This is a genomic window from Acetobacter orientalis, assembly GCF_000963965.1.
In the GTDB taxonomy this organism is placed as follows: Bacteria; Pseudomonadota; Alphaproteobacteria; order Acetobacterales; family Acetobacteraceae; genus Acetobacter; species Acetobacter orientalis.
On record NZ_BAMX01000024.1, the window covers coordinates 232,979 to 254,243 of the forward strand.

The 21,265-nt window shown below is 50.7% G+C and carries 17 protein-coding genes; 9 read left to right on the forward strand and 8 right to left on the reverse strand.

Annotation, left to right across the window (positions count from 1 at the left end):
- Positions 1–8: 8 nt before the first annotated feature.
- Together trpE and Abor_RS10390 are read right to left on the reverse strand one after the other, a co-directional pair.
- Positions 9–1,547 (reverse strand): anthranilate synthase component I, encoded by a 1,539-nt coding sequence (gene trpE, locus Abor_RS10385; protein WP_048841797.1) that lies wholly within the window; start codon positions 1,545–1,547, stop codon positions 9–11.
- Positions 1,544–3,460: a peptidyl-prolyl cis-trans isomerase gene (locus tag Abor_RS10390; RefSeq protein WP_048841838.1), complete on the reverse strand. Its 1,917-nt coding sequence runs from the start codon at positions 3,458–3,460 to the stop codon at positions 1,544–1,546. Before Abor_RS10390 ends, trpE begins: the two co-directional genes overlap by 4 nt.
- 215 nt (positions 3,461–3,675) lie before the next feature.
- Between Abor_RS10390 and tpiA the strand changes: the two genes are divergently transcribed.
- The 4 genes from tpiA to kdsA all read left to right on the forward strand — a co-directional run bounded on the left by tpiA (position 3,676) and on the right by kdsA (position 7,405).
- A complete protein-coding gene (gene tpiA / locus Abor_RS10395) occupies positions 3,676–4,416 on the forward strand; it encodes a triose-phosphate isomerase (protein ID WP_048841798.1) in 741 nt (246 codons plus the stop codon).
- Between the two features lie 24 nt (positions 4,417–4,440).
- Positions 4,441–4,797 (forward strand): preprotein translocase subunit SecG, encoded by a 357-nt coding sequence (gene secG, locus Abor_RS10400; RefSeq protein ID WP_048841799.1) that lies wholly within the window; start codon positions 4,441–4,443, stop codon positions 4,795–4,797.
- 143 nt (positions 4,798–4,940) lie between these two features.
- Positions 4,941–6,572: a CTP synthase gene (locus Abor_RS10405; RefSeq protein WP_048841800.1), complete on the forward strand. Its 1,632-nt coding sequence runs from the start codon at positions 4,941–4,943 to the stop codon at positions 6,570–6,572.
- Positions 6,569–7,405 carry a 3-deoxy-8-phosphooctulonate synthase gene (gene kdsA, locus Abor_RS10410; RefSeq protein WP_048841801.1) on the forward strand — a complete coding sequence of 279 codons (837 nt, stop codon included), beginning with the start codon at positions 6,569–6,571 and terminating at the stop codon, positions 7,403–7,405. Before Abor_RS10405 ends, kdsA begins: the two co-directional genes overlap by 4 nt.
- Before the next feature lie 73 nt (positions 7,406–7,478).
- Here kdsA and gyrB read toward each other — a convergent pair whose 3' ends face one another.
- The 6 genes from gyrB to mutM all read right to left on the reverse strand — a co-directional run bounded on the left by gyrB (position 7,479) and on the right by mutM (position 15,527).
- Positions 7,479–9,920 (reverse strand): DNA topoisomerase (ATP-hydrolyzing) subunit B, encoded by a 2,442-nt coding sequence (gene gyrB, locus Abor_RS10415; protein WP_048841802.1) that lies wholly within the window; start codon positions 9,918–9,920, stop codon positions 7,479–7,481.
- Between the two features lie 100 nt (positions 9,921–10,020).
- Complete coding sequence (recF, locus tag Abor_RS10420) at positions 10,021–11,130, reverse strand: DNA replication/repair protein RecF (RefSeq protein ID WP_048841839.1); 1,110 nt, start codon at positions 11,128–11,130, stop codon at positions 10,021–10,023.
- Between the two features lie 111 nt (positions 11,131–11,241).
- Positions 11,242–12,366: a DNA polymerase III subunit beta gene (gene dnaN, locus Abor_RS10425; protein WP_048841803.1), complete on the reverse strand. Its 1,125-nt coding sequence runs from the start codon at positions 12,364–12,366 to the stop codon at positions 11,242–11,244.
- Positions 12,367–12,496: 130 nt separating this feature from the next.
- Positions 12,497–13,942 (reverse strand): chromosomal replication initiator protein DnaA, encoded by a 1,446-nt coding sequence (gene dnaA / locus Abor_RS10430; protein ID WP_048841804.1) that lies wholly within the window; start codon positions 13,940–13,942, stop codon positions 12,497–12,499.
- A 340-nt stretch (positions 13,943–14,282) separates the two neighbouring features.
- Positions 14,283–14,552: a 30S ribosomal protein S20 gene (rpsT, locus tag Abor_RS10435; protein WP_048841805.1), complete on the reverse strand. Its 270-nt coding sequence runs from the start codon at positions 14,550–14,552 to the stop codon at positions 14,283–14,285.
- A 135-nt stretch (positions 14,553–14,687) separates the two neighbouring features.
- Positions 14,688–15,527 carry a bifunctional DNA-formamidopyrimidine glycosylase/DNA-(apurinic or apyrimidinic site) lyase gene (gene mutM, locus Abor_RS10440; RefSeq protein WP_048841806.1) on the reverse strand — a complete coding sequence of 280 codons (840 nt, stop codon included), beginning with the start codon at positions 15,525–15,527 and terminating at the stop codon, positions 14,688–14,690.
- Positions 15,528–15,556: 29 nt separating this feature from the next.
- Here mutM and Abor_RS10445 point away from each other — a divergent pair, with 29 nt between their 5' ends.
- Genes Abor_RS10445 through Abor_RS10465 form a run of 5 tightly spaced genes read left to right on the forward strand, consistent with a single transcriptional unit; the run spans position 15,557 to position 21,217 of the window.
- Entirely contained in the window at positions 15,557–16,339 is a 783-nt protein-coding gene (locus tag Abor_RS10445) for a class I SAM-dependent methyltransferase (protein WP_048841807.1), read from the forward strand.
- A gap of 15 nt (positions 16,340–16,354) precedes the next feature.
- Positions 16,355–17,584 (forward strand): bifunctional phosphopantothenoylcysteine decarboxylase/phosphopantothenate--cysteine ligase CoaBC, encoded by a 1,230-nt coding sequence (gene coaBC, locus Abor_RS10450; protein WP_048841808.1) that lies wholly within the window; start codon positions 16,355–16,357, stop codon positions 17,582–17,584.
- A gap of 23 nt (positions 17,585–17,607) precedes the next feature.
- On the forward strand, positions 17,608–18,087 hold the full coding sequence (gene dut / locus Abor_RS10455) for a dUTP diphosphatase (RefSeq protein ID WP_048841809.1): 480 nt from the start codon (positions 17,608–17,610) through the stop codon (positions 18,085–18,087).
- On the forward strand, positions 18,084–19,859 hold the full coding sequence (locus Abor_RS10460) for an ABC transporter permease subunit (protein ID WP_048841810.1): 1,776 nt from the start codon (positions 18,084–18,086) through the stop codon (positions 19,857–19,859). The genes dut and Abor_RS10460 overlap by 4 nt, the downstream gene beginning before the upstream one ends.
- 2 nt (positions 19,860–19,861) lie before the next feature.
- Entirely contained in the window at positions 19,862–21,217 is a 1,356-nt protein-coding gene (locus tag Abor_RS10465) for an ABC transporter ATP-binding protein (RefSeq protein WP_052946421.1), read from the forward strand.
- Positions 21,218–21,265 lie beyond the last annotated feature (48 nt).

Consider the following 21,265-nt stretch of genomic DNA (forward strand, 5'->3'; position numbering starts at 1 on the left):
GCCACGGGTTACTGGCGGCTTCTGGCTTGCTTTATAGCAGCCTCTGCTGCTCTAAATACCGCACGGGCTTTGTGCTGTGTTTCTTCGTGCTCTGCCTCTGGCACGCTGTCAGCTACAACGCCACAGCCTGCTTGCACGTGCATAACGCCGTCTTTTACGACAGCCATGCGTAGGCCAATGCACGTGTCCATATCACCGTCTGCGCCAAAGTACCCAATGCAGCCTGCGTAGGTTGCGCGCCGTGTACGCTCAACTTCATCAATAATTTCCATGGCACGAATTTTTGGCGCACCAGTAAGAGTGCCAGCAGGAAAAGCTGCGACAAGGGCGTCTAGGGCATCAAATTCCGGGCGGATCATGCCTTCAACGTTGGACGAAATATGCATGACATGGCTAAAGCGCTCGACCACAAAGCGCTCTGTAACGTGCACAGTGCCGGGTTGGCAGACACGGCCAACGTCATTGCGGCCCAAATCAATCAGCATAAGATGCTCGGCCAGTTCTTTCTGGTCGTTCAGCAGGTCTTGCTCAAGCTGGAGGTCTTCTTCCGCGCTACGTCCCCTTGGGCGTGTGCCAGCAAGTGGGCGCACAGTCATTTTGCCGTCTCGTAGTCTTACCAGAATTTCTGGAGAGGAGCCGACAAGAGAGAAGTTCCCAAAATCAAGGTGGAACAGAAATGGTGCGGGGTTGATACGCCGCAAGGAGCGGTACAAATCCAGAGATGGTAGCGGGAAAGCTGTTGAGAACCGTTGACTGGGTACAACCTGAAACGCATCGCCTGCGGCAATATAATCTTGAATGCGTTCTACCGCTTGGCAAAACTCTGCTTTGCTGAAAGTGGAGATGGGTTCAGCAAATGGTGGGCACAGTTTTTTTGGCTCAGGTTGAACCGGTAGGCTACCGTTTAAGCAGCCACGTGCAGCGTGCAATAATGTTTGGGCATCATCCCATGCAGCTTGTGCCGTTTGAGTGGCATTGGGGCGAATGGTGGCTGCCAGAATTAACTCATCACTTACAGAATCAAATACGGCAAACAGACCGGGCCGCATCAAAATCGCCTCGGGTAGATTGAGGTCATCTTCTGGTGCGTTGGGTAGGCGCTCCATTTGGCGCACCATATCGTACCCAAGGTAGCCAAAAATACCGGCAATCATGGGGGGGAGCCCTGTGGGGAGAGCTACTTTGGCCCCTTCAATAAGCTGCCGGAGTGACTGCAAGGCTGGCCCAGTTTGTGGCTGTTGCGTGCTACCGGGGTTTTCGGGGGTTTGTTGTATACTCACCTGCCCCGCGTGGCATGCCCAAATAAGATCTGGCTTGAGAGCAATGACCGAATACCGCCCCCGAGAGACGCCTCCTTCTACGCTTTCCAGAAGCAGTGTGTGCTTGTTGCTAGCTGCGTCAAGGTTGCGCAGCCGAAGATAGGCAGAAACTGGGGTAAGAAGATCGGCTGCTTCGACTGTAAAGACTACGGATGCCTTTCCTGCGTTCCAATTAGCTTCAATATCTTGGAAAGAGGGGCTGGCTTGTAGGCGGGCATGAACACTCATTGTGCGGACTTCCCGTCAAACCCTAAAGAGCTGAGCGTTGAGGCAACGGCGCGTTCGATAATTTTGGGCGGGTGCTGTTTTGCAAGGGCATCGACATAAGATGCCACCAGATCATCCCCCTCAGATTGGGCAATGGTGTCTTTCACGCGCTGGAAAGCAACGGGGTCTGCTGCCGGATTGGGTGTTGAGACTTTAGTGACGGTCGCCACAAAGAAATTCCCATTATCTTCAGCCATAACAGACTGCCCTGCCTGCATTTGTGGCAGGTATGCCATAAGCTCAGCAGGAATGTCTTTGTTGGGCATGGCGCGCGAGAAAGAAAGGGTGTTGATGCTGCCTGTCGCATCAGCAGCAGACGCTAAGCCCCCTTTGGCTTTGGCATTTACATAAAGAGCTGTCGCTTTTTGGTCTGCTGCGTGTTTGCGTGCTTCTGCCTGCCACGCGGCAAGAACCTGCGCTTTGGCTTGTTCATAGCTTTGTGGGGCTGCTGGTGTAATTGCGTCAACCTGCACAGCGAACCAGCTATTATCCGGCCCTTCAACAAGGTTGGGTTGGTTGCCTTTAGAGAGAGAAAAGATTTTTTGTACCAGCGCATCGCGCAGCTTGCCGTTTGCAGGCAGTGGGGCTGGGTTACCCGCTTGCGTGTTGCCATTGGCATCTAAGGTGCCTGCGGCTGCCACTGCACCTAAATCTGCCGGAATAGAATCTAGACCGCTACCTGCAATTGTATCCTGCAGTTGGCGGCTCCGCTCACTGACAACGCTGGGAGCTTTTGCTGCACGGTATTGCTGCAAAATATCTTGTTTGGCCGTTTCAAAAGGTGTGTTGTTGGGGGGGGTAATTTTATTGACACGAAAGACCGTCCAGCCCGCTTCAGTTTTCAGTGGGCCTTGTACGGCAGAAAGAGGGGCAGCAAAAATAGCTTTGCTCAAAATTTCTGACGGAATGCCGCTGGCACGGGTGCCGGGCATGTCTACTGCCGCGCCATTTTTTGCAGCGTTCTGCACAGTCGCCCAGTCAGCACCAGAACCCCAAAGAGTTGCGATAGATTTTGCCGCCGCTTCATCTTGTAAGGTGATGACTTGTATGTCGCGTGTTTCAGGGATGTCATAGCGTGAGCGTTGTTCGTCATAGACGCGCTTAATATCTTTATCGTCTACGGTAATGCTGCCCGCTACAGTTGCAGGTGACAGCACCACAAGCCGGGCATGGCGGTACTCAGGAGCACGGAACATCCATAGGTGGTTCGCGTAAAAGCGGCGCAGTACGGCATCATCTGGTGTGGTGGGTGTTGCTTGTGCCGTAAACGGAATGCGCACCAAATCAACAGTGCGGGTTTGCAGGCCGTAGGCAGATAAACGGTTTGCCATGGTGGTAGAAGCGGAAGCACCTTGAGCCACAGGCTGCAACAGTGTGCGTGACGTTAAATCATCACGAATAATATTTAAAAAGCGCTGCTCGGTCAGATTATGCTCGCTTAACCGAGCATTCAGTACGGTACGGTCAAACTGGCCATTCGCCCCTTTAAAATAAGGGAGTGAAAATACCTCATCTCGCACTGCGCTGTCTGGTACAGCAATGCCTTGCCTATGTGCTGCTTCCTGCACTTCTTCTTGCCCTACTAGGCGTTGCAAAATCTGATAGGCAATTTGCTGGCGGAGTGCTGGTGGAATTTGAGAGGGGTCTGACACACCCATTTGCTTGGTAATATTCGGCAGTTCTGCCTGTAGGGCTTGAGCTAAGTCTGCTGAACCAACTTGGCCATTGCCAATTTTTGCCACCACATCGGTTTCGGTGCCCATGTAGTTCACCACATCGCCGATACCCCAACCGATAAAAGCGAGAAAAATGACTATGGCGGCAACGCGGCCTAGCCAGGACTCAACAAAAACGCGGCGGAGATAGGAGATCATGAATGCAAAATCCGATGGAGACAGAATAGCAGGCCACGGCATACCGTGAACGCGGCACCATAAGCGCCCTATGCGCACTTGACCAGACGTAAGAAAGACTGTCTTTCAATATCAGGACGAACAACCTTGCCCCTTACGCAGGGCTATGGTTAAGGCTTGTGCGCGTAGGCTAACGCTACGGACTGCTAAAGCGCACTATCATGAAGGAAGCAGACATGAGCAGACAGATTATAGTCGGCAATTGGAAAATGAACGGGATAACGCGTGATTCGCGAGAGCTGGTTCAGGCCCTTCTTGATAAAGTAGATGCGAATGGCCCAGAAGTTGTGGTGTGCCCGCCCTTTACGCAATTAGCACTACTTAACCAAGCATTAGCGCCCTCACCTATCGGGCTTGGCGCACAAGACTGCCATAAAAATGTTTCTGGTGCACACACGGGTGACATTGCGCCACCAATGCTTACAGAGCTTGGCGTTTCTCATGTTATTCTAGGCCACTCCGAGCGCCGTCAGGAGCATGGCGAGCTTGATGAAACCGTGCGCGAGAAGGCCGTTGCCGCCAGCAAAGCAGGCTTAACACCTATTGTGTGTATTGGCGAAACGGAAGATCAACGCGAAAGCGGGGATCATTTCGACACGTTAGGGTGGCAGATTAAAGGCTCTTTGCCAGACGGCTTTAACGGTATTGTGGCTTATGAGCCCATTTGGGCTATTGGTACCGGCCGCGCCGCGACCACCGATGAAATTGCCGAGACCATGACATTTTTGCGCCAAGAGTTGGTGCGGCAGTTTGGAGAGGCTGGAAAAAACATCAAAATTCTGTATGGTGGCTCCGTTAATGACAAGAACGCGGCTTCCATTCTGTCTTTGGCAGATGTAGCAGGAGCCTTGGTTGGCGGTGCCAGTCTGAAAGCTGATGCGTTTCTTTCTATTATTGCCGCAGCCTCCGCTGCCTAAACCTAAGAGTGCCCGGAAGACATCATGACTACAGCCCTGCTGATTCTGCATTTTTGTGTGACCGTAGCTTTGATTGGCACAGTGCTGATCCAGCGTAGCGAAGGGGGCGGTCTGGGTATTGGCAGCGGCGGGCAAGGCATGGGTGCTTTCATGTCTGGCCGTGGTACGGCTAACCTGCTTACCCGTAGTACTGCGGTTTTAGCTGGGCTGTTTATGCTGCTTTCTCTGGTGCTGGCCGTGTTAAACCGTGGGGCAGTAAGCGGTGCGGGGCATGACATTTTGGCTCAACCCCCAGCAGCGAGCGCACCAGCTCAGCCCGTAACTGCGCCGATTACAACAACGCCTGCGGCACAAGCGCCGCAGCAACCAGCCCAGCACTAAATCATTATGCGCTTTCCCTCTCTTCCCGCCTTGTTGGGTAGAGAGGGCAAATGTCTCTTTTCCTCTGCGCTTGAAAAAAGCTGCGGAGGAATTCGTGTGTCCACCTTTACCCACCCGGCCCTGTCCGTGTAGGAAGCCTGCTCATGACCCGTTTTGTATTTATCACCGGTGGTGTGGTGTCCTCTCTCGGTAAAGGCATTGCGTCTGCTGCCCTTGCCGCGCTTCTCCAGTCCCGTGGGTATAAGGTGCGCCTGCGCAAACTTGACCCCTATCTCAATGTTGACCCCGGCACGATGAGCCCGTTTCAGCATGGCGAAGTGTTTGTGACCGATGACGGTGCCGAGACCGATCTGGATTTGGGGCATTATGAGCGTTTCACTGGCGTGAATGCGACCAAAGAAGACAATACCACTACAGGCAAAATCTATTCAGACGTAATTGCCCGCGAGCGCCGCGGCGATTATTTGGGCGGCACCGTGCAGGTTATTCCGCACATTACAGATGCCATCAAAGATATTGTTGTTGCCAATACGGATGATGTTGATTTTGTGCTTGTAGAAATTGGTGGCACAGTTGGTGACATTGAAAGCCTGCCCTTCCTTGAAGCAATTCGCCAATTACGCAACGACCTAGGCCCAGCGCAGACCATGGTTGTGCACCTGACCTTGTTGCCATGGATTCCCTCTGCTGGTGAGTTGAAAACCAAACCCACACAGCATTCTGTTAAAGAATTGCAGAATGTTGGTATTCAGCCGCAAATTCTCTTATGCCGCTGTGACCGTGCCATTCCGGATACAGAACGCCGCAAAATTGCGAACTTTTGTAACGTCCGGCCTGAGGCCGTTATTGCTGCGCGTGATGTGGATACCATTTATTCCTGCCCGTTGGCTTATCATGCCGAAGGCATGGACAACGAAGTTCTGCGCTATTTCGGCCTGCCTTTTGAAAGTGAGCCTGATCTTTCTGGTTGGGAAAAAATTGTTGATGCCATTCGTCATCCAGAAGGTGCTGTACGCATTGCCGTTGTTGGCAAATATACTGCGCTGCTTGATAGCTATAAGTCGCTCAATGAGGCCCTGCTGCACGGTGGCATAGACCATCGCACCAAGGTTGTTCTGGACTGGGTAGAAGCAGAATCTTTGGAAAAAGGCGATGCCTCGCTGGAGCGGCTGGCAACGGCTGATGGTATTCTTGTGCCCGGCGGCTTTGGTGAGCGCGGGTCTGAGGGCAAAATTGCCGCCATTCGCTATGCCCGTGAAAACGGTATTCCGTTTTTGGGTATCTGCTTTGGTATGCAGATGGCGGTTATTGAATGTGCGCGTAATTTGGCTGGTTTGCCTGATGCGTCATCAACCGAATTTGGCTTTACCAAAGAACCTTTGGTAGGCCTTATGACCGAGTGGGCACGGGGCAATGAGCGGCTGCGCCGCAGCGAAGGTGGCGAATTGGGTGGCACTATGCGCTTAGGTGCCTACCCTGCTGTGCTTGGCGAAGGAACGCGCGCTGCTGAAGTTTACGGTACCACAGCCATTCGTGAACGCCATCGCCATCGTTATGAGGTGAATATTCACTACCGTGAAAAACTAGAAGCGGCTGGCCTGAAATTTTCTGGTCTTTCCCCAGATGGAATTTTGCCTGAAGTCGTGGAATATTCGAACCACCCATGGTTTGTAGCTGTGCAATACCACCCCGAGCTTAAGTCTCGGCCTTTTGCGCCACACCCGCTCTTTTCTGGGTTTGTGGGGGCAGCTTCTAAAAAGGCACGCTCTGCATGACACAAAAAGCCCGAAATATTCAGTTGGGTGCGTTAACGGTTGGGAATAGTCAACCATTCGTGCTTATAGCTGGGCCTTGTCAGATTGAATCTGCGGCGCATGCGCTGGAAACAGCCTCTGCTCTTAAAGAAATCTGTGAAAAGGCTGAAATCGGGCTTATTTATAAAAGTTCGTTTGATAAAGCCAACCGCACAAGCCTTTCTAGCGCTCGTGGTGTTGGTATGCACGAAGGCCTCTCTATTTTGGCAGATGTGCGTGAGCGCTTAAGTCTGCCTGTTTTGACAGATGTGCATGCGCCAGAACAATGTGCTCCGGTAGCGGAAGCTGTTGATGTTCTGCAAATTCCAGCATTCTTGTGCAGGCAGACAGACCTGCTATTAGCTGTTGGGCGAACAGGTGCCGCGGTTAACGTTAAAAAAGGGCAGTTTCTTGCGCCATGGGATATGCAGCACGTTGCTGCAAAAATAGCTTCCACAGGCAATCATAATATTATGCTGTGCGAACGCGGCACGAGCTTTGGTTACAACACGCTTGTTAACGACATGCGTGGTTTGCCCGTTATGGCACAAACTGGTTACCCCGTTGTGTTTGATGCAACACATTCTGTGCAGCAACCTGGTGGTTTGGGCGGTGCATCTGGCGGGCAGCGGGAGTTTGCGCCTGTTTTGTCCCGTGCTGCATTGGCGATAGGTGTTGCTGCCCTTTTTATTGAAACACATCAAAACCCTGACCACGCGCCGAGTGATGGCCCCAATATGCTACCGTTGACTGCTCTGCCTACTTTACTTAAGCAATTTAAAGCGTTTGATGATTTGGCTAAGGCCATTCGTTAAGGGGTATATGTGTGATTGCACAAAAAAGCGGCCTAAATATGCCGCTTTTTTGTATCAGTAATCTGGGCGTCTTTTAGACGTCCAGATTAGCAACCTTAAGTGCGTTTCCTACAATAAAGTCACGGCGTGGTTCAACAACATCCCCCATCAAGGTGGTAAAGACCTGTCCCGCTTCTTCAACATCTCCCACTTTTACTTGCAGGAGTGTACGCATAGCAGGGTCTAGCGTTGTTTCCCAAAGCTGCTCGTCATTCATTTCGCCCAGACCTTTAAAGCGGTTAATGGCGAGGCCTCTGCGGCCTTGTGTCAGGAGGCGGTTATACAACTCTGATGGGCCAGAAAGTTTGACCTCTGTTGTTTCGTGCTTAAGTGTAACACCGTTTGTAAACTCGGTTTGTAAACGGCTAAGCTGAGAAATAAGCCACCGCACATCTGGGCCTGCGAGAGTTTGCGGGTCTATGCGATACACTTCCCCTACCCCACGAACATTACGGGCTAGTTCAAGGCCATCTGCGCTTGCAACAACTTTCCAGCCACGTTCATTTTCAGGTGATGCGGCATCAAGCCGCTGCTGGAGCACCGTAACCAATTGTTGCTGAACAGCTAAGTCTGGAGAAAGTGCCCCTATAATGGCCGCTTGTTCTATAATCCACTTCGGGGTGCGCGTTGAAAGGCGTGTAATGGCCTGTGCAACCTGCCGGATAAAAGGTAGGTCTGCTTCTAAAGCTGAATCGCTTACACTACGGCCATCGCTGTAAATAAAGCTTGCGTTGTTCAGCGCTTTATCAAGCAGATATTGCTCAAGTGCCGCATCGTCTTTCAAATAGCGTTCTTCGTTGCCGCGTTTGGCTCGGTAAAGAGGCGGTTGGGCAATGTACAAATAGCCACGCTCAATCAGCTCTGGCATTTGCCGGAAGAAGAAGGTGAGCAGTAGTGTTCTGATGTGTGAGCCGTCAACGTCAGCATCGGTCATAATGACAATGCGGTGGTAGCGCAGTTTGTCGATAGAGAAGCCACCTTGATCGGCTTCCCCACGGCCAATGCCGGTACCAAGTGCGGTAATTAAGGTACCAATTTCAGCAGAACCCAGCATTCGGTCAAAACGTGCACGCTCTACATTAAGAATTTTACCTTTTAGCGGCAAAATGGCCTGAAAGCGTCTATCTCTACCCTGTTTTGCTGTGCCGCCTGCTGAATCACCCTCAACAATAAAAATTTCAGCTTGGGCGGGGTCACGAGCTTGGCAGTCCGCTAGTTTGCCCGGAAGAGAGGAGATATCAAGCACCCCCTTACGGCGCGTGAGTTCGCGGGCCTTGCGCGCTGCTTCACGAGCAGAGGCGGCATCAAGCACCTTTGAGACAACAATTTTGGCTTCTTTTGGGTGGGTTTCAAACCAGTGACCGATCATATCTGCTGCTGCCGCATGCACAACAGGTTGCACTTCGGAAGAAACCAACTTGTCTTTGGTTTGAGATGAGAATTTGGGGTCAGGCACTTTAACAGACAGTACGGCTGTCAGGCCTTCTCGCATATCTTCACCAACAAGAGACTGAGCGTCTTTTTTGGCAATGCTTTCAGCGTATTTACCAACAATGCGGGTAAGAGCCTGACGGAACCCGGCAAGATGTGCCCCCCCATCACGTTGGGGAATATTGTTGGTAAAGCACAACATGGTTTCGTGAAAGCTGTCGTTCCAGCTTAAGGCGAACTCTACCTTGATACCACTTTCCTCGTTTTCAAGGCTACCTGTAATAGGCGGTGTAACAAGGGGGGTACGGGCGCGGTCAAGCCACTGCACAAAGGCTTCTAAGCCGCCTTCGTAGTGAAAAACTTCTTCACGTTTTTCTTCGTTGCGATGGTCGCGCAGAACAATTTCCAGCCCAGAGTTAAGAAAAGCCAACTCTCTTAGGCGGCGTTCAAGAATAACAAATTCAAATTCTGTTTTAGGGAATGTCAGATTGCTTGGCTTAAACGTAACTTCGGTTCCACGTTCTTCTGACGATGGGCCAACAGCCTCTAAAGGTGCATCCCGCTCACCGTGTTGAAAGCGAATAATATATTCCTGCCCGTTACGCCAAATACGCACAACCATGCGCTCAGAGAGCGCATTAACAACAGCAGCCCCTACGCCGTGCAAACCACCAGAAACTTTATAGGAGTTTTGGTTGAATTTGCCGCCCGCATGTAAGCGTGTCAGCACGACTTCTGCGGCACTTATGCCTTCTTCTGGGTGCATATCGGTAGGAATGCCGCGACCGTTATCACGCACACTCACGCTTCCATCAGCGTTAAGGGTTACGATACAACGTGTTGCGTAGCCAGCTTGGGCTTCGTCTACGGCGTTATCAATAATTTCAAAGGCCATATGGTGCAGGCCAGAGCCATCATCTGTATCACCAATATACATGCCGGGGCGTTTACGAACGGCATCAAGCCCTTTGAGAACAGAAATTGAGGACGCGCCGTAGTCTTCTTCCATACCGGTCTGTGGTGTGGTCTGAGAGTGGTCAGTCATGAGTAAAAAGTACTCCGGTAATGGAAGAATAAAACCTTAGTAGGTTCTTATACTCCCCTAGGGCCGTAGAGGCCAGATAACCGTAGTATTTTTCTCTTTTTCAGGGCACGAAATGGCCGTTTTTAAGGCTTGTAAAGTGCGCCTTGCCTGCAAGAGCCTCAAATGGTGCAGGGTCTGTGCCTGTCAGAATGGTTGTTGTTTCGATGTTCTGTAAGTGTTCTAAGAGCGCATGGCGTTTTTTTTGGTCTAGATGCACAAGAGGTTCATCTAACAGTAGCATGGGTGGAGCACCTCTATACTCTGCCACTAATGTCGCATGGGCCAAGATAATGCCCAAAAGCATAGCTTTTTGCTGCCCAGTGCTGGCGGTGGCCGCCATAAGGCCTGTTTTGCAATCCGTCAGGGTAAAATCAGAGCGGTGCGTGCCCATGCATGCTCTGCCCTTTTCTCGGTCTATCATACGGTTGGCGGCGAGTGTTTCTTTGAGCCAGTCTTCTACCTCAAGGGCTGGTTTACGTTCTAATTCTGCGCCTATAGGGCATTCAAGGTGCATTAATGTTGCCGGAAACTCAGAATGTGTTGTGTGAGCAGCGTGGCAAAGATGTTGAGCAACCTCGTTACGGGCGGCACTAATGGCAACTGCATGCCGCGCCATAGAGGCCTCTAGCCCCGCTAGCCAAACATGTTCAGTTCTGCGGGTTTGCAGCAGTTTATTACGCTGCGCCATGGCTCTGTCGTAGGCTAAGAGTTCTTTTGCGTGATATGGTGTGGTGCCCATAACCAAACGATCAAGAAAACGCCGCCGCCCTGAGGCACTTTCGCTAAAAAGTCTATCCATTTGGGGCGTAATCCAGACAGCAGAAAAAACATCTTCCGCGCTGTCTTTTTGTTTTATGGGTTTACCATTGAGAAAATGAACACGACGCACTGTATCGTTATGCGGGGCAACACCCGTTGCGAGATCTATAATTTCATGGGTTAACTCTAGCCGAGCGGCAATGCCCCATTCAGTAGCATGATGGTGGCCGAGTTGTGTAAGCGGTGCGCGGCGTAACCCCCTGCCCGCAGTAAGCAAGGAAATGGCTTCGAGTAGGTTAGTTTTTCCGCTACCGTTCTCACCTGTCAGTACGACAAGTGCGCCCTCTGGTTCCCATACTAGGCGTTGATAATTGCGGAATTGCGTAAGGGTGAGCTTACAAAGCCGGAGCATAAAAACCGGCACAAAATAAAAAAATTACAAAAGCAGAAAGTCGTAAGAAAAAATTACGGGCCGTTAGGCGTACTGCAATCGGCCCGTAAAAAGAAATCATACGCTTATAAGCTACACGCGCATTGGCATTAGCACGTATAGTGCTGATGGGCTGTCAACATCGCGCACGATAGTGGGCGCAGAACTATCAGAAAAAGCGAATTCTACGTCTTTTTCTACCTGATCCGTAATGTCGTTGAGATAACGGGCCTGAAAACCAATTTCGAGCGGTTCAGCATCAAACGAAATACGGTTATCGTCTAGTTCTTCTTTTGCAACGCCCTGTTCTGGGCTGCTTGCTGAAAGGGTGAGCAGACCGGGTTCTAACGCAAGCTTAACCGGGCGTGAGCGTTCTTGGCTAATGGCGGCCACACGGGCCACGGCATCTGCAAAGTCTTTTTTACCAACGCGCAAAATGCGTGTGTTATTGCGTGGAATAACACGGTCATATTCCGGAAACGTACCGTCAATAAGTTTGGAGGTGAGCGTAACTGCCCCAGCTACAAACTGTACGCGCGTTTCTGACAGAGCAATTTCAATTTCTGTTGGGGCTTCATCAAGCAGCTTGCGCAGTTCGGCAATTGTTTTGCGCGGTACAATAATACCCGGCATTGTGTCTGCCCCGGCAGGAAGCTCAGTTTCTACGCGGGCTAAGCGGTGGCCATCGGTAGCAACGGCACGTAGTAGGCGCAGCCCTTCATGCTCTGTTGCATGAAAGAAAATACCATTGAGGTAATACCGCGTTTCTTCGGTTGAAATAGCAAAGCGTGTGCGGTCAATAAGTGAACGCAGCACAGCCGTTGCAATTTTAAAACGGCATGGCAGGTCGCCGGCCCCCATAGATGGGAAGTCATCTACGCTAAGGGCATTCAGGCGGGTTGCAAAGCGCCCAGCTCTAAGCTGCAAAGGTGTATCGCCCGAGGCCTGATCAAGTTCTACCTGCTCATTATCTGGCAGCTTGCGTACAATTTCGTACAAAACAGAGGCCGGAACCGTAGTGGCTCCTTCTCTGGAAATTGTAGCAGGGATAACCTCAACTGCTTCAATTTCCATGTCTGTTGCTTTTAGGCTGAGTTGCCCGTCAACAGCGTTAATTAAAACGTTGGCAAGAATGGGAATGGTATTACGCTTTTCAGCTACACTCTGGATGTGCGCCAAAGCCTTGAGCAGTGTGGTACGCTCTGCCGAAAACTTCATTTATACCTCTTCCCTTTATGTCACCCCCCAGCGGGAAAGTATGGGGGGTAAAATTATGCGTATGGAATCTACCAGTGGTGTGCTGCCGGGTCTAGAAACAAACCACCATAGTAGTGAAAATACTGTTAAACTAACTCTCAAGCATGCGGCGTAGCAGTTCTACATCCTCTGCAAACGCGGCATCACATGCCATAATTTCTTCAACACGAGAGACAGCATGCATAACAGTGGTGTGGTCTCTATTGCCAAATTTACGACCAATTTCAGGCAGCGAACGGCTGGTGAGTTGTTTTGCCAAATACATAGCCACTTGGCGTGGGCGCGCAACCACACGTGCCCGGCGGGCAGAAGACATATCGGTTAGCCGAATATTCCAGTGCTCGGCCACTTTCTTTTGAATTTCTTCAATAGTGACACGGCGGTCATGGGCTTTTAGAATATCATGCAAAACATCTTGTGTGGCTTCCAGCGTAACGGGGCGTCCAAAAAGGTTTGCGTGCGCAATCAGGCGGTTAAGTGCGCCCTCAAGCTCGCGTACGTTAGATGTTATTTTGTGCGCAAGAAATTCTAGCACTTTGGTGGGAACGATAACGCCAGAAGCAGCCGCTTTTGATTCCAAAATGGAAATGCGGAGCTCAAACGTGGTGGCATGGATATCTGCCACCATACCACAGCCCAAACGGGTACGTAGGCGGTCTTCAAGGCCAGACAAGTCTGAAGGAGATTTGTCGGCTGAAACGATAATTTGCCGGCCGGCATCAACTAGCGCGTTGAATGTGTGGAAAAACTCTTCCTGCGTATTGTCTTTGCCGATAAGGAATTGCAGGTCGTCAATCATCAACACGTCTACAGAGCGGAGCTGTTCTTTAAACTCCATAGTCGATTGAGAGCGAATTGCTGCAATGAAACGATACATGAATTTTTCGGCAGACATATAAGCAACTGAAACATTGCCCCGCTGCAAAAGTTCTGCACCAATAGAGTGCATGAGGTGGGTTTTACCCAACCCAACGCCGCCATACAAAAAGAGTGGGTTAAACCCGACACTCGAGGGTTTCTCAGCTACGCGACGTGCGCAAGCGTAAGCAAATTCGTTTGGTTTGCCGACAACGAAGGTGTCAAATGTAAAGCGCCCATCTAAAATGGCGGCAATATCACTTTTGGCCTCAGGCGCTGGGCGGCTACTGCTTTCATCGCTTTCGGGCGGTACTATGTTTTGCTGTGCCGATAGGGCGGGGCTCTCATCAAGCTGTAAGCCTGGGGCCACGGGGTCTCCGGGGCGAGCAACTTGGAGTTCAACGCGGCGAATAGAGGCAACCTCTTGGTTCCATAACTCGCTCAGGCGGTCTCCATACTGGCTGCGCACCCAGTCCCGCAGGAAGCGGGTTGGTAGCAGCAGGGTAATTTCATCACCATCTACGGGGCCAAGGGCAATTTTAGTCAGCCAAGCGTGATACTCAACATCGCCGACCTCACCTTTTAAGCGTGAACAGATGCGCACCCACGACTTCTCAAGAGCCTTTGCCTCATCAACGTGTGAGAAAGCGCTTTCGTCATCGTCCACCCCGATTGTCATCTATGCTCCCGAGCGGTCAAAAATAACGCGGCTGACCGCGTGTAATTACGAACAAGCGGCAGCCTACGGGCAAACCGCTTAGTCTGGTTTCTGGCAACTGAATTTGTAAGTTTTTTTGTGAACAAAAAAACCTGAAGGCCCAGCATGAAGCGGTGTTCATGCCACCCAAGACATCACTCAGAGATAGTGCACTGCAAGGGGTGGGGCAATCAAAAATTCTCGCCGTTTCTTTGCGTGCCAGTCATGGCTCACATAAAAACAAAGCCGAATCATCGAGCTGATGATTCGGCTTTGTTACTGTTCTGTCTCGTACGCTCTCTGCGTAGCTTAAGGGTAGACCTTAGGCGGTAGCGATAGCTTTTACGCGAGCAGACAGACGAGAGATTTTGCGGGCAGCCGTGTTGTGGTGCACAACGCCTTTGCCAACAGCGCGCTGAATTTCTGGCTGAGCAGCGCGCAGAGCTTCCCGTGCTTCTTCCTGATTGCCAGCGGCAATAGCGGTTTCGACCTTTTTAATAAAAGTACGAACGCGAGATTTACGAGCAGTGTTGCGAGCAGTCCGCTTAGCGGTCTGCCGGATGCGCTTACGCGCCGAAGCGATATTCGCCATGAGTTCTATTCTGTCCAGCACAAAAGAGAAGGCTGACACACCGAGTTAAGAGGTGCACCAACTAAAAAGAGTAGCGGTGCTGTAATCCACACATGGTGCGCTCGTCAAGCATGTTGGTGGGTGTGGTGCCAAAATTTAGCGGAGTTTTTGCACCGCGGGGCAGAAAAAAGTAGAGCGCCCGGCCTGTGTAATGCGCTGCACACCGGTGCAATGGGGGTGTGTTGCACATGTCGGGCATTTCTCCCCTGCCCGGCCATAAACTTTCCATGCGTGTTGAAAATAACCAAGCCCACCTTCTGGGCGCACATAGTCTTTCAGGCTTGAGCCACCCGCAGCAATGGCTTCACTTAAAACGGCACGTATGGCTTTTACGAGTTGCGTAATGTCTGTTTTTTTTAAATTTTTAGCCGCAGAGCGTGGGTCTATTTTGGCACGGTAGAGGGCTTCACAAACATAAATGTTCCCCAGCCCGGCAACAATATGTTGGTCTAGCAAGAGCGTTTTTATGGGGGTGTTTTTATGGGCCAAAGCGTGTGCAAGCGTTTGAGGTGTAAAAAGTGCAGAAAGTGGTTCTGGCCCCATATTAACTAAAAGACGGTGCTGTAACTCGTGCTCAGTTTGAACAAGATCAAGCATTCCAAAGCGTCTTGGGTCTATAAAACCACATCGCTTGCCATCGTTAGTTACAAACACAACATGTTCGTGTTTGGCGGGGGGGAGCGGAGAATCGAGAACAATGCGCCCGGACATGCCCAAATGGAGCAGAATTGAAAGGCCGCCAGAAAGTCGTATAAAAATATACTTACCCCTGCGCTCAAAGCTTACAATGCGTTGCCCATCAACTTGCTGTGCAAAATTGGCGGGAATCTGCCATCGCAGGTCGTGGCGATAAACGTGGGTTGTTGTGATGGTGCGGTCTTGCAGAGCAATCTGCATACCGCGCATCACGGTTTCTACTTCTGGGAGTTCCGGCATGACTAAAAAGCAGGTTATAGAGTAAGGCCATGACCGACAATAGCTTTATGCCCCCCCCTGGTTCAGCTGCCGAAGCCGCAGAAGAAACCGATTTTGGCTTTCGTTCCGTAAGGAAAGAAGAGAAAAAGCCGCTTGTTCGTGCCGTTTTTGACAGCGTTGCGGGCAAATATGACATCATGAACGATGTTATGTCACTTGGTATCCATAGAGTCTGGAAACGGATTTTTGTAACCGAGCTCGGTCCTCAGCCTGGTCTTTCCCTGCTGGATCTGGCTGGCGGTACGGGTGACATCTCATTCGGTTGGCTTAAAGGTGGCGGTGGCGCAACCGTCATGACCGACATTAACGCCAACATGTTGTCGGTTGGGCGTGATAGAGCCTTAAGTCAGGGGTTGGTGTCCGACCTGTCTTTTTGCGTTGTCGATGCTGAAAATATTCCACTTCGTGATATGTCGGTAGATCGCGTTTCTATCGCATTTGGCCTACGCAACTGCACAGATAAAATGGCGGTAATCCGTGAAGCGCGGCGTGTTTTGCGTCCGGGTGGGCGCTTTATGTGTCTGGAATTTTCTCGTGTGCAGGTTGCGGCTCTTGCACCTATTTATGATGCTTGGTCTTTTAAAGTGTTGCCTGCCATGGGTAACCTGATCGCTAAAGACCGTGACAGCTACCAATATCTGGCTGAAAGTATCCGTACCTTCCCCGATCAAGAAACACTGGCAGATATGTTCCGCGAGGCAGGATTGTCTCATGTTCGCTACCAATCTTTGTCTGGAGGCATTGCCGCCATTCATTCTGGTTGGCGTTTGTAAGGCTTAGAATATTTTATGCAGCAGTCAGCCCGCTCGGTTCTTCTGGTTGTTAGCGGCAGTATTGCTGCCTTTAAGGTGCCTGAGCTCATTAGGCTTCTGGTTGCGCACGGCATACAAGTGCGGTGTGTGCTAACAGAAGGGGGGGCACAGTTTGTGACCCCGCTGACACTGCAAGCACTCACGGGGCAAAGCGTTCATACAGAGTTGTTTTCTCTGACTGCTGAGCAGGAAATGGGGCATATCGCCCTCTCCCGCTCGGCAGATCTGGTGTTGGTATGCCCAGCTTCGGCCAACCTACTGGCTAAAATGGCGCACGGTTTAGCTGATGATCTAGCCAGCACGGTACTGCTCGCTACCAATGCACCAGTTCTTGTTGCGCCAGCTATGAATGTGCATATGTGGGAGCACCCCGCAACACAGGCTAATATAGCGTTACTGCAAAGCCGGGCTGTAAGGTTTGTTGCCCCAGTGCAAGGTAGTATGGCTTGCGGTGAGTTCGGGTTTGGCAGAATGGCAGAGCCTGCTGATATTGCAGATTCTGTTCTGAGCTTTTTTAGACAACAGGCGCAGCGAAGCACTGCGCCACTATCTGGCAAACGTGCGCTTGTAACGGCTGGGCCAACGCACGAGCCCTTAGACCCGGTGAGGTATATTGCTAATCGTTCCTCGGGCGCGCAAGGCTATGCGCTTGCTGCTGCCTTGGCTGATTTGGGGGCCGATGTTGCATTGGTAAGTGGGCCGACCACTTTACGCCCACCTGCTGGGGTGGCCTTTTATAGGTGTGAAACAGCCAGGGATATGTTGGCTGCGGTAGAAACTCTCCCCCATCAGGATGTAGCAGTCTGTACGGCGGCCGTGGCAGATTGGCGGCCAGCGCACCAAGCTGCACAAAAAATGAAAAAGCGCACAAGCACCGATGTGCCAGAGCCGCTTACGCTACAGTCTAACCCCGATATTCTGGCCATACTTTCTACTATGGAAAATAGGCCTAGTCTTGTTGTTGGTTTTGCTGCTGAGACGGAAAATGTTCTTGCTTACGCGCAAGCAAAATTAGCACGCAAAAAATGTGACTGGATTGTTGCAAATAACGTAGGTGACGGCTCGGATATAATGGGGGGTACGGATAATGAGGTACTACTCATTACCCCTGAGCACGTTGAGCAATGGCCGCGCCTTAATAAGCATGATGTTGCACAGAAACTTGCAATGAGGATTGCAGACTGGTTCTCTCATAAAGTAGTTTAGTAAAGCACTATACGGAGAATTTTATGTCTACACGCCCGCCCTCTTCTACTAACCTTACGGTGCGTGTTGTACGCTTACCTCATTCTAATGGTCTGCCTTTGCCATCTTATGCAACAGCTGGGGCGGCGGGCATGGATCTTGTTGCTGCCGTTTCTGCCCCAGTCACGCTGCCATCAGGGGGGCGTGCTTTGGTGCCTACCGGCTTATGTATTGCATTGCCACCGGGGTACGAGTTGCAAATTAGGCCACGCTCAGGCTTAGCGCTTAAGCATGGTATTTTGCTCCCTAACTCCCCGGGCACCATTGATGAAGATTACCGAGGTGAAGTCGGTGTTATTATGCTTAACGCTGGGCAAGAGCCTTTTATTGTTGAACGTGGAGCCCGCATTGCGCAGGCTGTTATTGCGCCAGTAGAGAAAATAAGCTGGCAAGAATGCACAACTCTGGACGAGACAGAGCGTGGCAGCGGTGGTTTTGGTAGTACAGGTAGTGGCCTACCATGAAGCCGGAGCGGCCAGATTTTATAATCAAGCCGCGTATTTTGTTGAGCTTGGAAGCACTGCAAGCGTTTAAGGCAAAAACGCTTGCTCTTTTTGTGGCGGCTATTGGTTTTCTTGATGCACTCGGCTGCTTTACATATTCTGCACCAAGCCTTGCTCCGGCAACAGCGCCTCATGCTGCTTTGGGGGTATCTTCTCTTTTAAAAGCAGGCAGTTACACAGCTTTGCGCATGGGGGTGGCATTATGTGCGGCCACAGTTTTTGCTGGGGCTTATGCTGTTGCGGTACACGGTAATCGCTACCTGCGTCTGGCGTTAAAGCCCTTGCATGATGTTATTCAAGCAATACCAGCCTTGGTGCTGTTCTTTTTGGTCGTCATCGTCGGGCATTCCGTAGTCTCACCGGGTATTGCGCAGTCTGATGGCGTTATTCTCTTTACCCTTACTATGGCGCTGTTTGGACGCTTGGCCAGCAGTTTTCATCACTCTCTCAAAACCTTACCAGCCGATCTTGAAGAACTGGCGCAAAGTCTAAATTTAACCACATGGCAAAAGTTTTGGAAAATAGAGTGCCCCTCTTCTTTTCCTGTCTTGGTTCTAAACGCCAGCCTTGCAATGGCAGAAGCATGGTTTGCGCTTCTCTGTATGGAAGGTTTTTTGGCTGGTGCAAATTCTAGAGATATGGTTTCAGGGGTAGGTGCATTTGCACATGCTGCTGCCATGCAGCATAGCGTATGGGGCGTAGTAGAGGCCGCACTTGTCGCAGTTGTAGTCCTAATTGTTTACGACCAATTTTTGTTTCGCCCTCTCATGGCGTGGTCAACTCGGTTTCAGATGGCTGCGACAATGCCTGATGATGTGGCAGAACCGTGGTTTCTACGCTTTTTAAGGCGTAATCGTTTTTTTGAATCTTTCGCTGAGCAGCAGCGCAAAGCATGGCATCAGTTTTCAATGGTGCCGTTAGGTGGGCGTGTGTTGCAACATGGCGACAAATGGCCTGACACGCAGCCTAATGCAGACAAACTTATTCGCTTAGGCTTAAAAGTTGCTTCTGTCGTTTTTTGTCTTGCTGGTGTGGTTTTTGCTATTCTGTTTAGCGTTAAAACTTATTCCCTGCACACATACGGGCATATTGCGTTGAGCGGCAGCGCCAGTTTGGCGCGTGTTCTGGCTATGTTGGTGCTCTGCTCGCTGTTTTGGGTACCCATTGCAGTGTATATTGGCCGCAAGCCTAAGGTGGCGCGGCCTATCTTAAATGTCGTGTATTATCTCTCTCTCTTTCCAGCTAATATTTTTTACCCGTTGTTCGCTCTTGCTTTTGTAGCGTGCCACGTCTCTGCAAATGTTTGGGTGGCGCCTATATTGCTTCTTGGCGGCCAGCTTGCTGTTTTTTCTGCGGTTGTTGAGGGTATGCTGGCTTTTCCAGCTTCTCTTTTAGATGTGGGTAAAAATTTTCAAGTACAGGGCTGGTTACTTTGGCGCAAAATGCTTCTGCCCGGCATTTTGCCTTACTATATCGTGGGGCTAAGTGTGGCCTCCGCTAGTGCATGGAATGCTGTTATGGCCGTTGAGGTCATGAGTTGGGGCAATGCGCCGCTTACTGTTTTTGGTTTGGGTGCTTATGTCCAAAATGCCATAAACAACGGTGAGATAAGTGCCGCAGCTTTGGCTGTCAGCACCTTGGTGCTTTTGATCATGCTCTTTAACCTGTTGGTGTGGCAGCCTTTAACGCGCTCGCTGTGTCGTGCTCTCAAAATTACAGATGAGGCTCATTAAATATGTCTCGCCATGCTCAAACTCCTCTGCTTGAGGGCGATATCGTGCCGCTGTTAGAAAGTGTGCGTGTTTGCCAAGCCTATCATAAAGAGAGTGCCATTAGCTTGCAGGTGTTGGACGATGTTAACTTCACCCTGCATAAAAACGAAATTGTTGGGTTTTTAGGACGTTCCGGGTCTGGAAAGTCTACTTTATTGCGTATTTTGGCCGGTTTGGTTGCTCCAACGTCGGGCAAAATTTTGTGGCAAGGTAAGCCTTTAGCGGTTTCAAGCCCAGATATTGCTATGGTTTTTCAATCGTTTGCGTTGCTGCCATGGCTTACAGTTGAGGAAAATGTGGCGCTGGGGCTGGAGGCGAAAAATGTACGTGGTACAGCTCTTAATGAGCAGGTAGAAAACGCGATAGAGCTTATGGGTTTAGGCGGCTATGAAAATGCGTGGCCCAAAGAGCTAAATAGTGGCATGCAGCAACGCGTTGGGTTGGCGCGTGCTTTGGCAGTGAAGCCATCCCTTCTGCTAATGGATGAGCCATTTTCAGATTTAGACGTTCTCACCGCAGAAAATCTTCGGACAGATTTAGTGGAATTATGGAGTGATGGGCGTTTGCCTGTTCAGTCCATGGTGGTGGTAACGCATAATATTGAAGAAGCTGTTTTAATTTGTGACCGGATTGTTATTTTCTCGTCTAACCCTGGTCGGATTGCACACCACCTGACCATTCCACTTGCGCACCCACGCAACCGAGAAGATCCTGTTTTTCGGCAATTGGTTGACCACATTTATGCGTTAATGACGCAGCGTGCCCCCATTGTCTCTGAGGCGGAGATGATGGGTAGTAGCAAGGTATCCGCCCCGCCTGCCCCCGCTTTTACCGCATTAACGCCGGTTTCTATCACAATGATGATTGGGATGATGGAAACCTTGGCAGCATCTCCTTTGAACGGCCGTGCAGATTTGCCAATGTTGGCTGAAAAATTGCAGCTAGAGTTAGATGACCTGTTTCCATTGGGAGAATCTTTAGAGCTCTTACGCCTGGCTGAACTTGAAGATGGTGATATTTTTCTGACAAACGAGGGTGTACACTTCGTTTTAAGCGACCTTGAAGAAAGAAAAGCCATTATGGGGCACGCGCTGATCCATAATGTGCCGCTGATAAAAATCATTCAGGGTGTTTTAGATGAAAGACCCAACCACACAGCAGATGCAGAGCGTTTTAGGGACACCCTAGAAACTGCTATGTCTCCCGACTATGCGCGGCAAACATTACAAACAATTGTTGGTTGGGCACGTTTTGCAGAATTATTTGACTACGACGAAGAAAGTGACCGTTTCTTTCTTGAAGATAGCGATGGTGAATGAAAGCTCGCCTATCGCCTATCGCCTATCGCCTATCGCCTATCGCCTATC

Excerpts from the sequence above, each read along its gene's own strand:
- Abor_RS10445 (WP_048841807.1), top strand. The coding sequence starts at position 15,557 with ATGACCGACAATAGCTTTATGCCCCCCCCTGGTTCAGCTGCCGAAGCC.
- dnaN (WP_048841803.1), bottom strand. The coding sequence starts at position 12,366 with ATGAAGTTTTCGGCAGAGCGTACCACACTGCTCAAGGCTTTGGCGCAC.
- Abor_RS10465 (WP_052946421.1), top strand. The coding sequence starts at position 19,862 with ATGTCTCGCCATGCTCAAACTCCTCTGCTTGAGGGCGATATCGTGCCG.
- trpE (WP_048841797.1), bottom strand. The coding sequence starts at position 1,547 with ATGAGTGTTCATGCCCGCCTACAAGCCAGCCCCTCTTTCCAAGATATT.
- dnaA (WP_048841804.1), bottom strand. The coding sequence starts at position 13,942 with ATGACAATCGGGGTGGACGATGACGAAAGCGCTTTCTCACACGTTGAT.
- coaBC (WP_048841808.1), top strand. The coding sequence starts at position 16,355 with ATGCAGCAGTCAGCCCGCTCGGTTCTTCTGGTTGTTAGCGGCAGTATT.
- kdsA (WP_048841801.1), top strand. The coding sequence starts at position 6,569 with ATGACACAAAAAGCCCGAAATATTCAGTTGGGTGCGTTAACGGTTGGG.
- dut (WP_048841809.1), top strand. The coding sequence starts at position 17,608 with ATGTCTACACGCCCGCCCTCTTCTACTAACCTTACGGTGCGTGTTGTA.
- Abor_RS10405 (WP_048841800.1), top strand. The coding sequence starts at position 4,941 with ATGACCCGTTTTGTATTTATCACCGGTGGTGTGGTGTCCTCTCTCGGT.
- Abor_RS10460 (WP_048841810.1), top strand. The coding sequence starts at position 18,084 with ATGAAGCCGGAGCGGCCAGATTTTATAATCAAGCCGCGTATTTTGTTG.
- Abor_RS10390 (WP_048841838.1), bottom strand. The coding sequence starts at position 3,460 with ATGATCTCCTATCTCCGCCGCGTTTTTGTTGAGTCCTGGCTAGGCCGC.
- secG (WP_048841799.1), top strand. The coding sequence starts at position 4,441 with ATGACTACAGCCCTGCTGATTCTGCATTTTTGTGTGACCGTAGCTTTG.
- rpsT (WP_048841805.1), bottom strand. The coding sequence starts at position 14,552 with ATGGCGAATATCGCTTCGGCGCGTAAGCGCATCCGGCAGACCGCTAAG.
- recF (WP_048841839.1), bottom strand. The coding sequence starts at position 11,130 with ATGCTCCGGCTTTGTAAGCTCACCCTTACGCAATTCCGCAATTATCAA.
- tpiA (WP_048841798.1), top strand. The coding sequence starts at position 3,676 with ATGAGCAGACAGATTATAGTCGGCAATTGGAAAATGAACGGGATAACG.
- gyrB (WP_048841802.1), bottom strand. The coding sequence starts at position 9,920 with ATGACTGACCACTCTCAGACCACACCACAGACCGGTATGGAAGAAGAC.
- mutM (WP_048841806.1), bottom strand. The coding sequence starts at position 15,527 with ATGCCGGAACTCCCAGAAGTAGAAACCGTGATGCGCGGTATGCAGATT.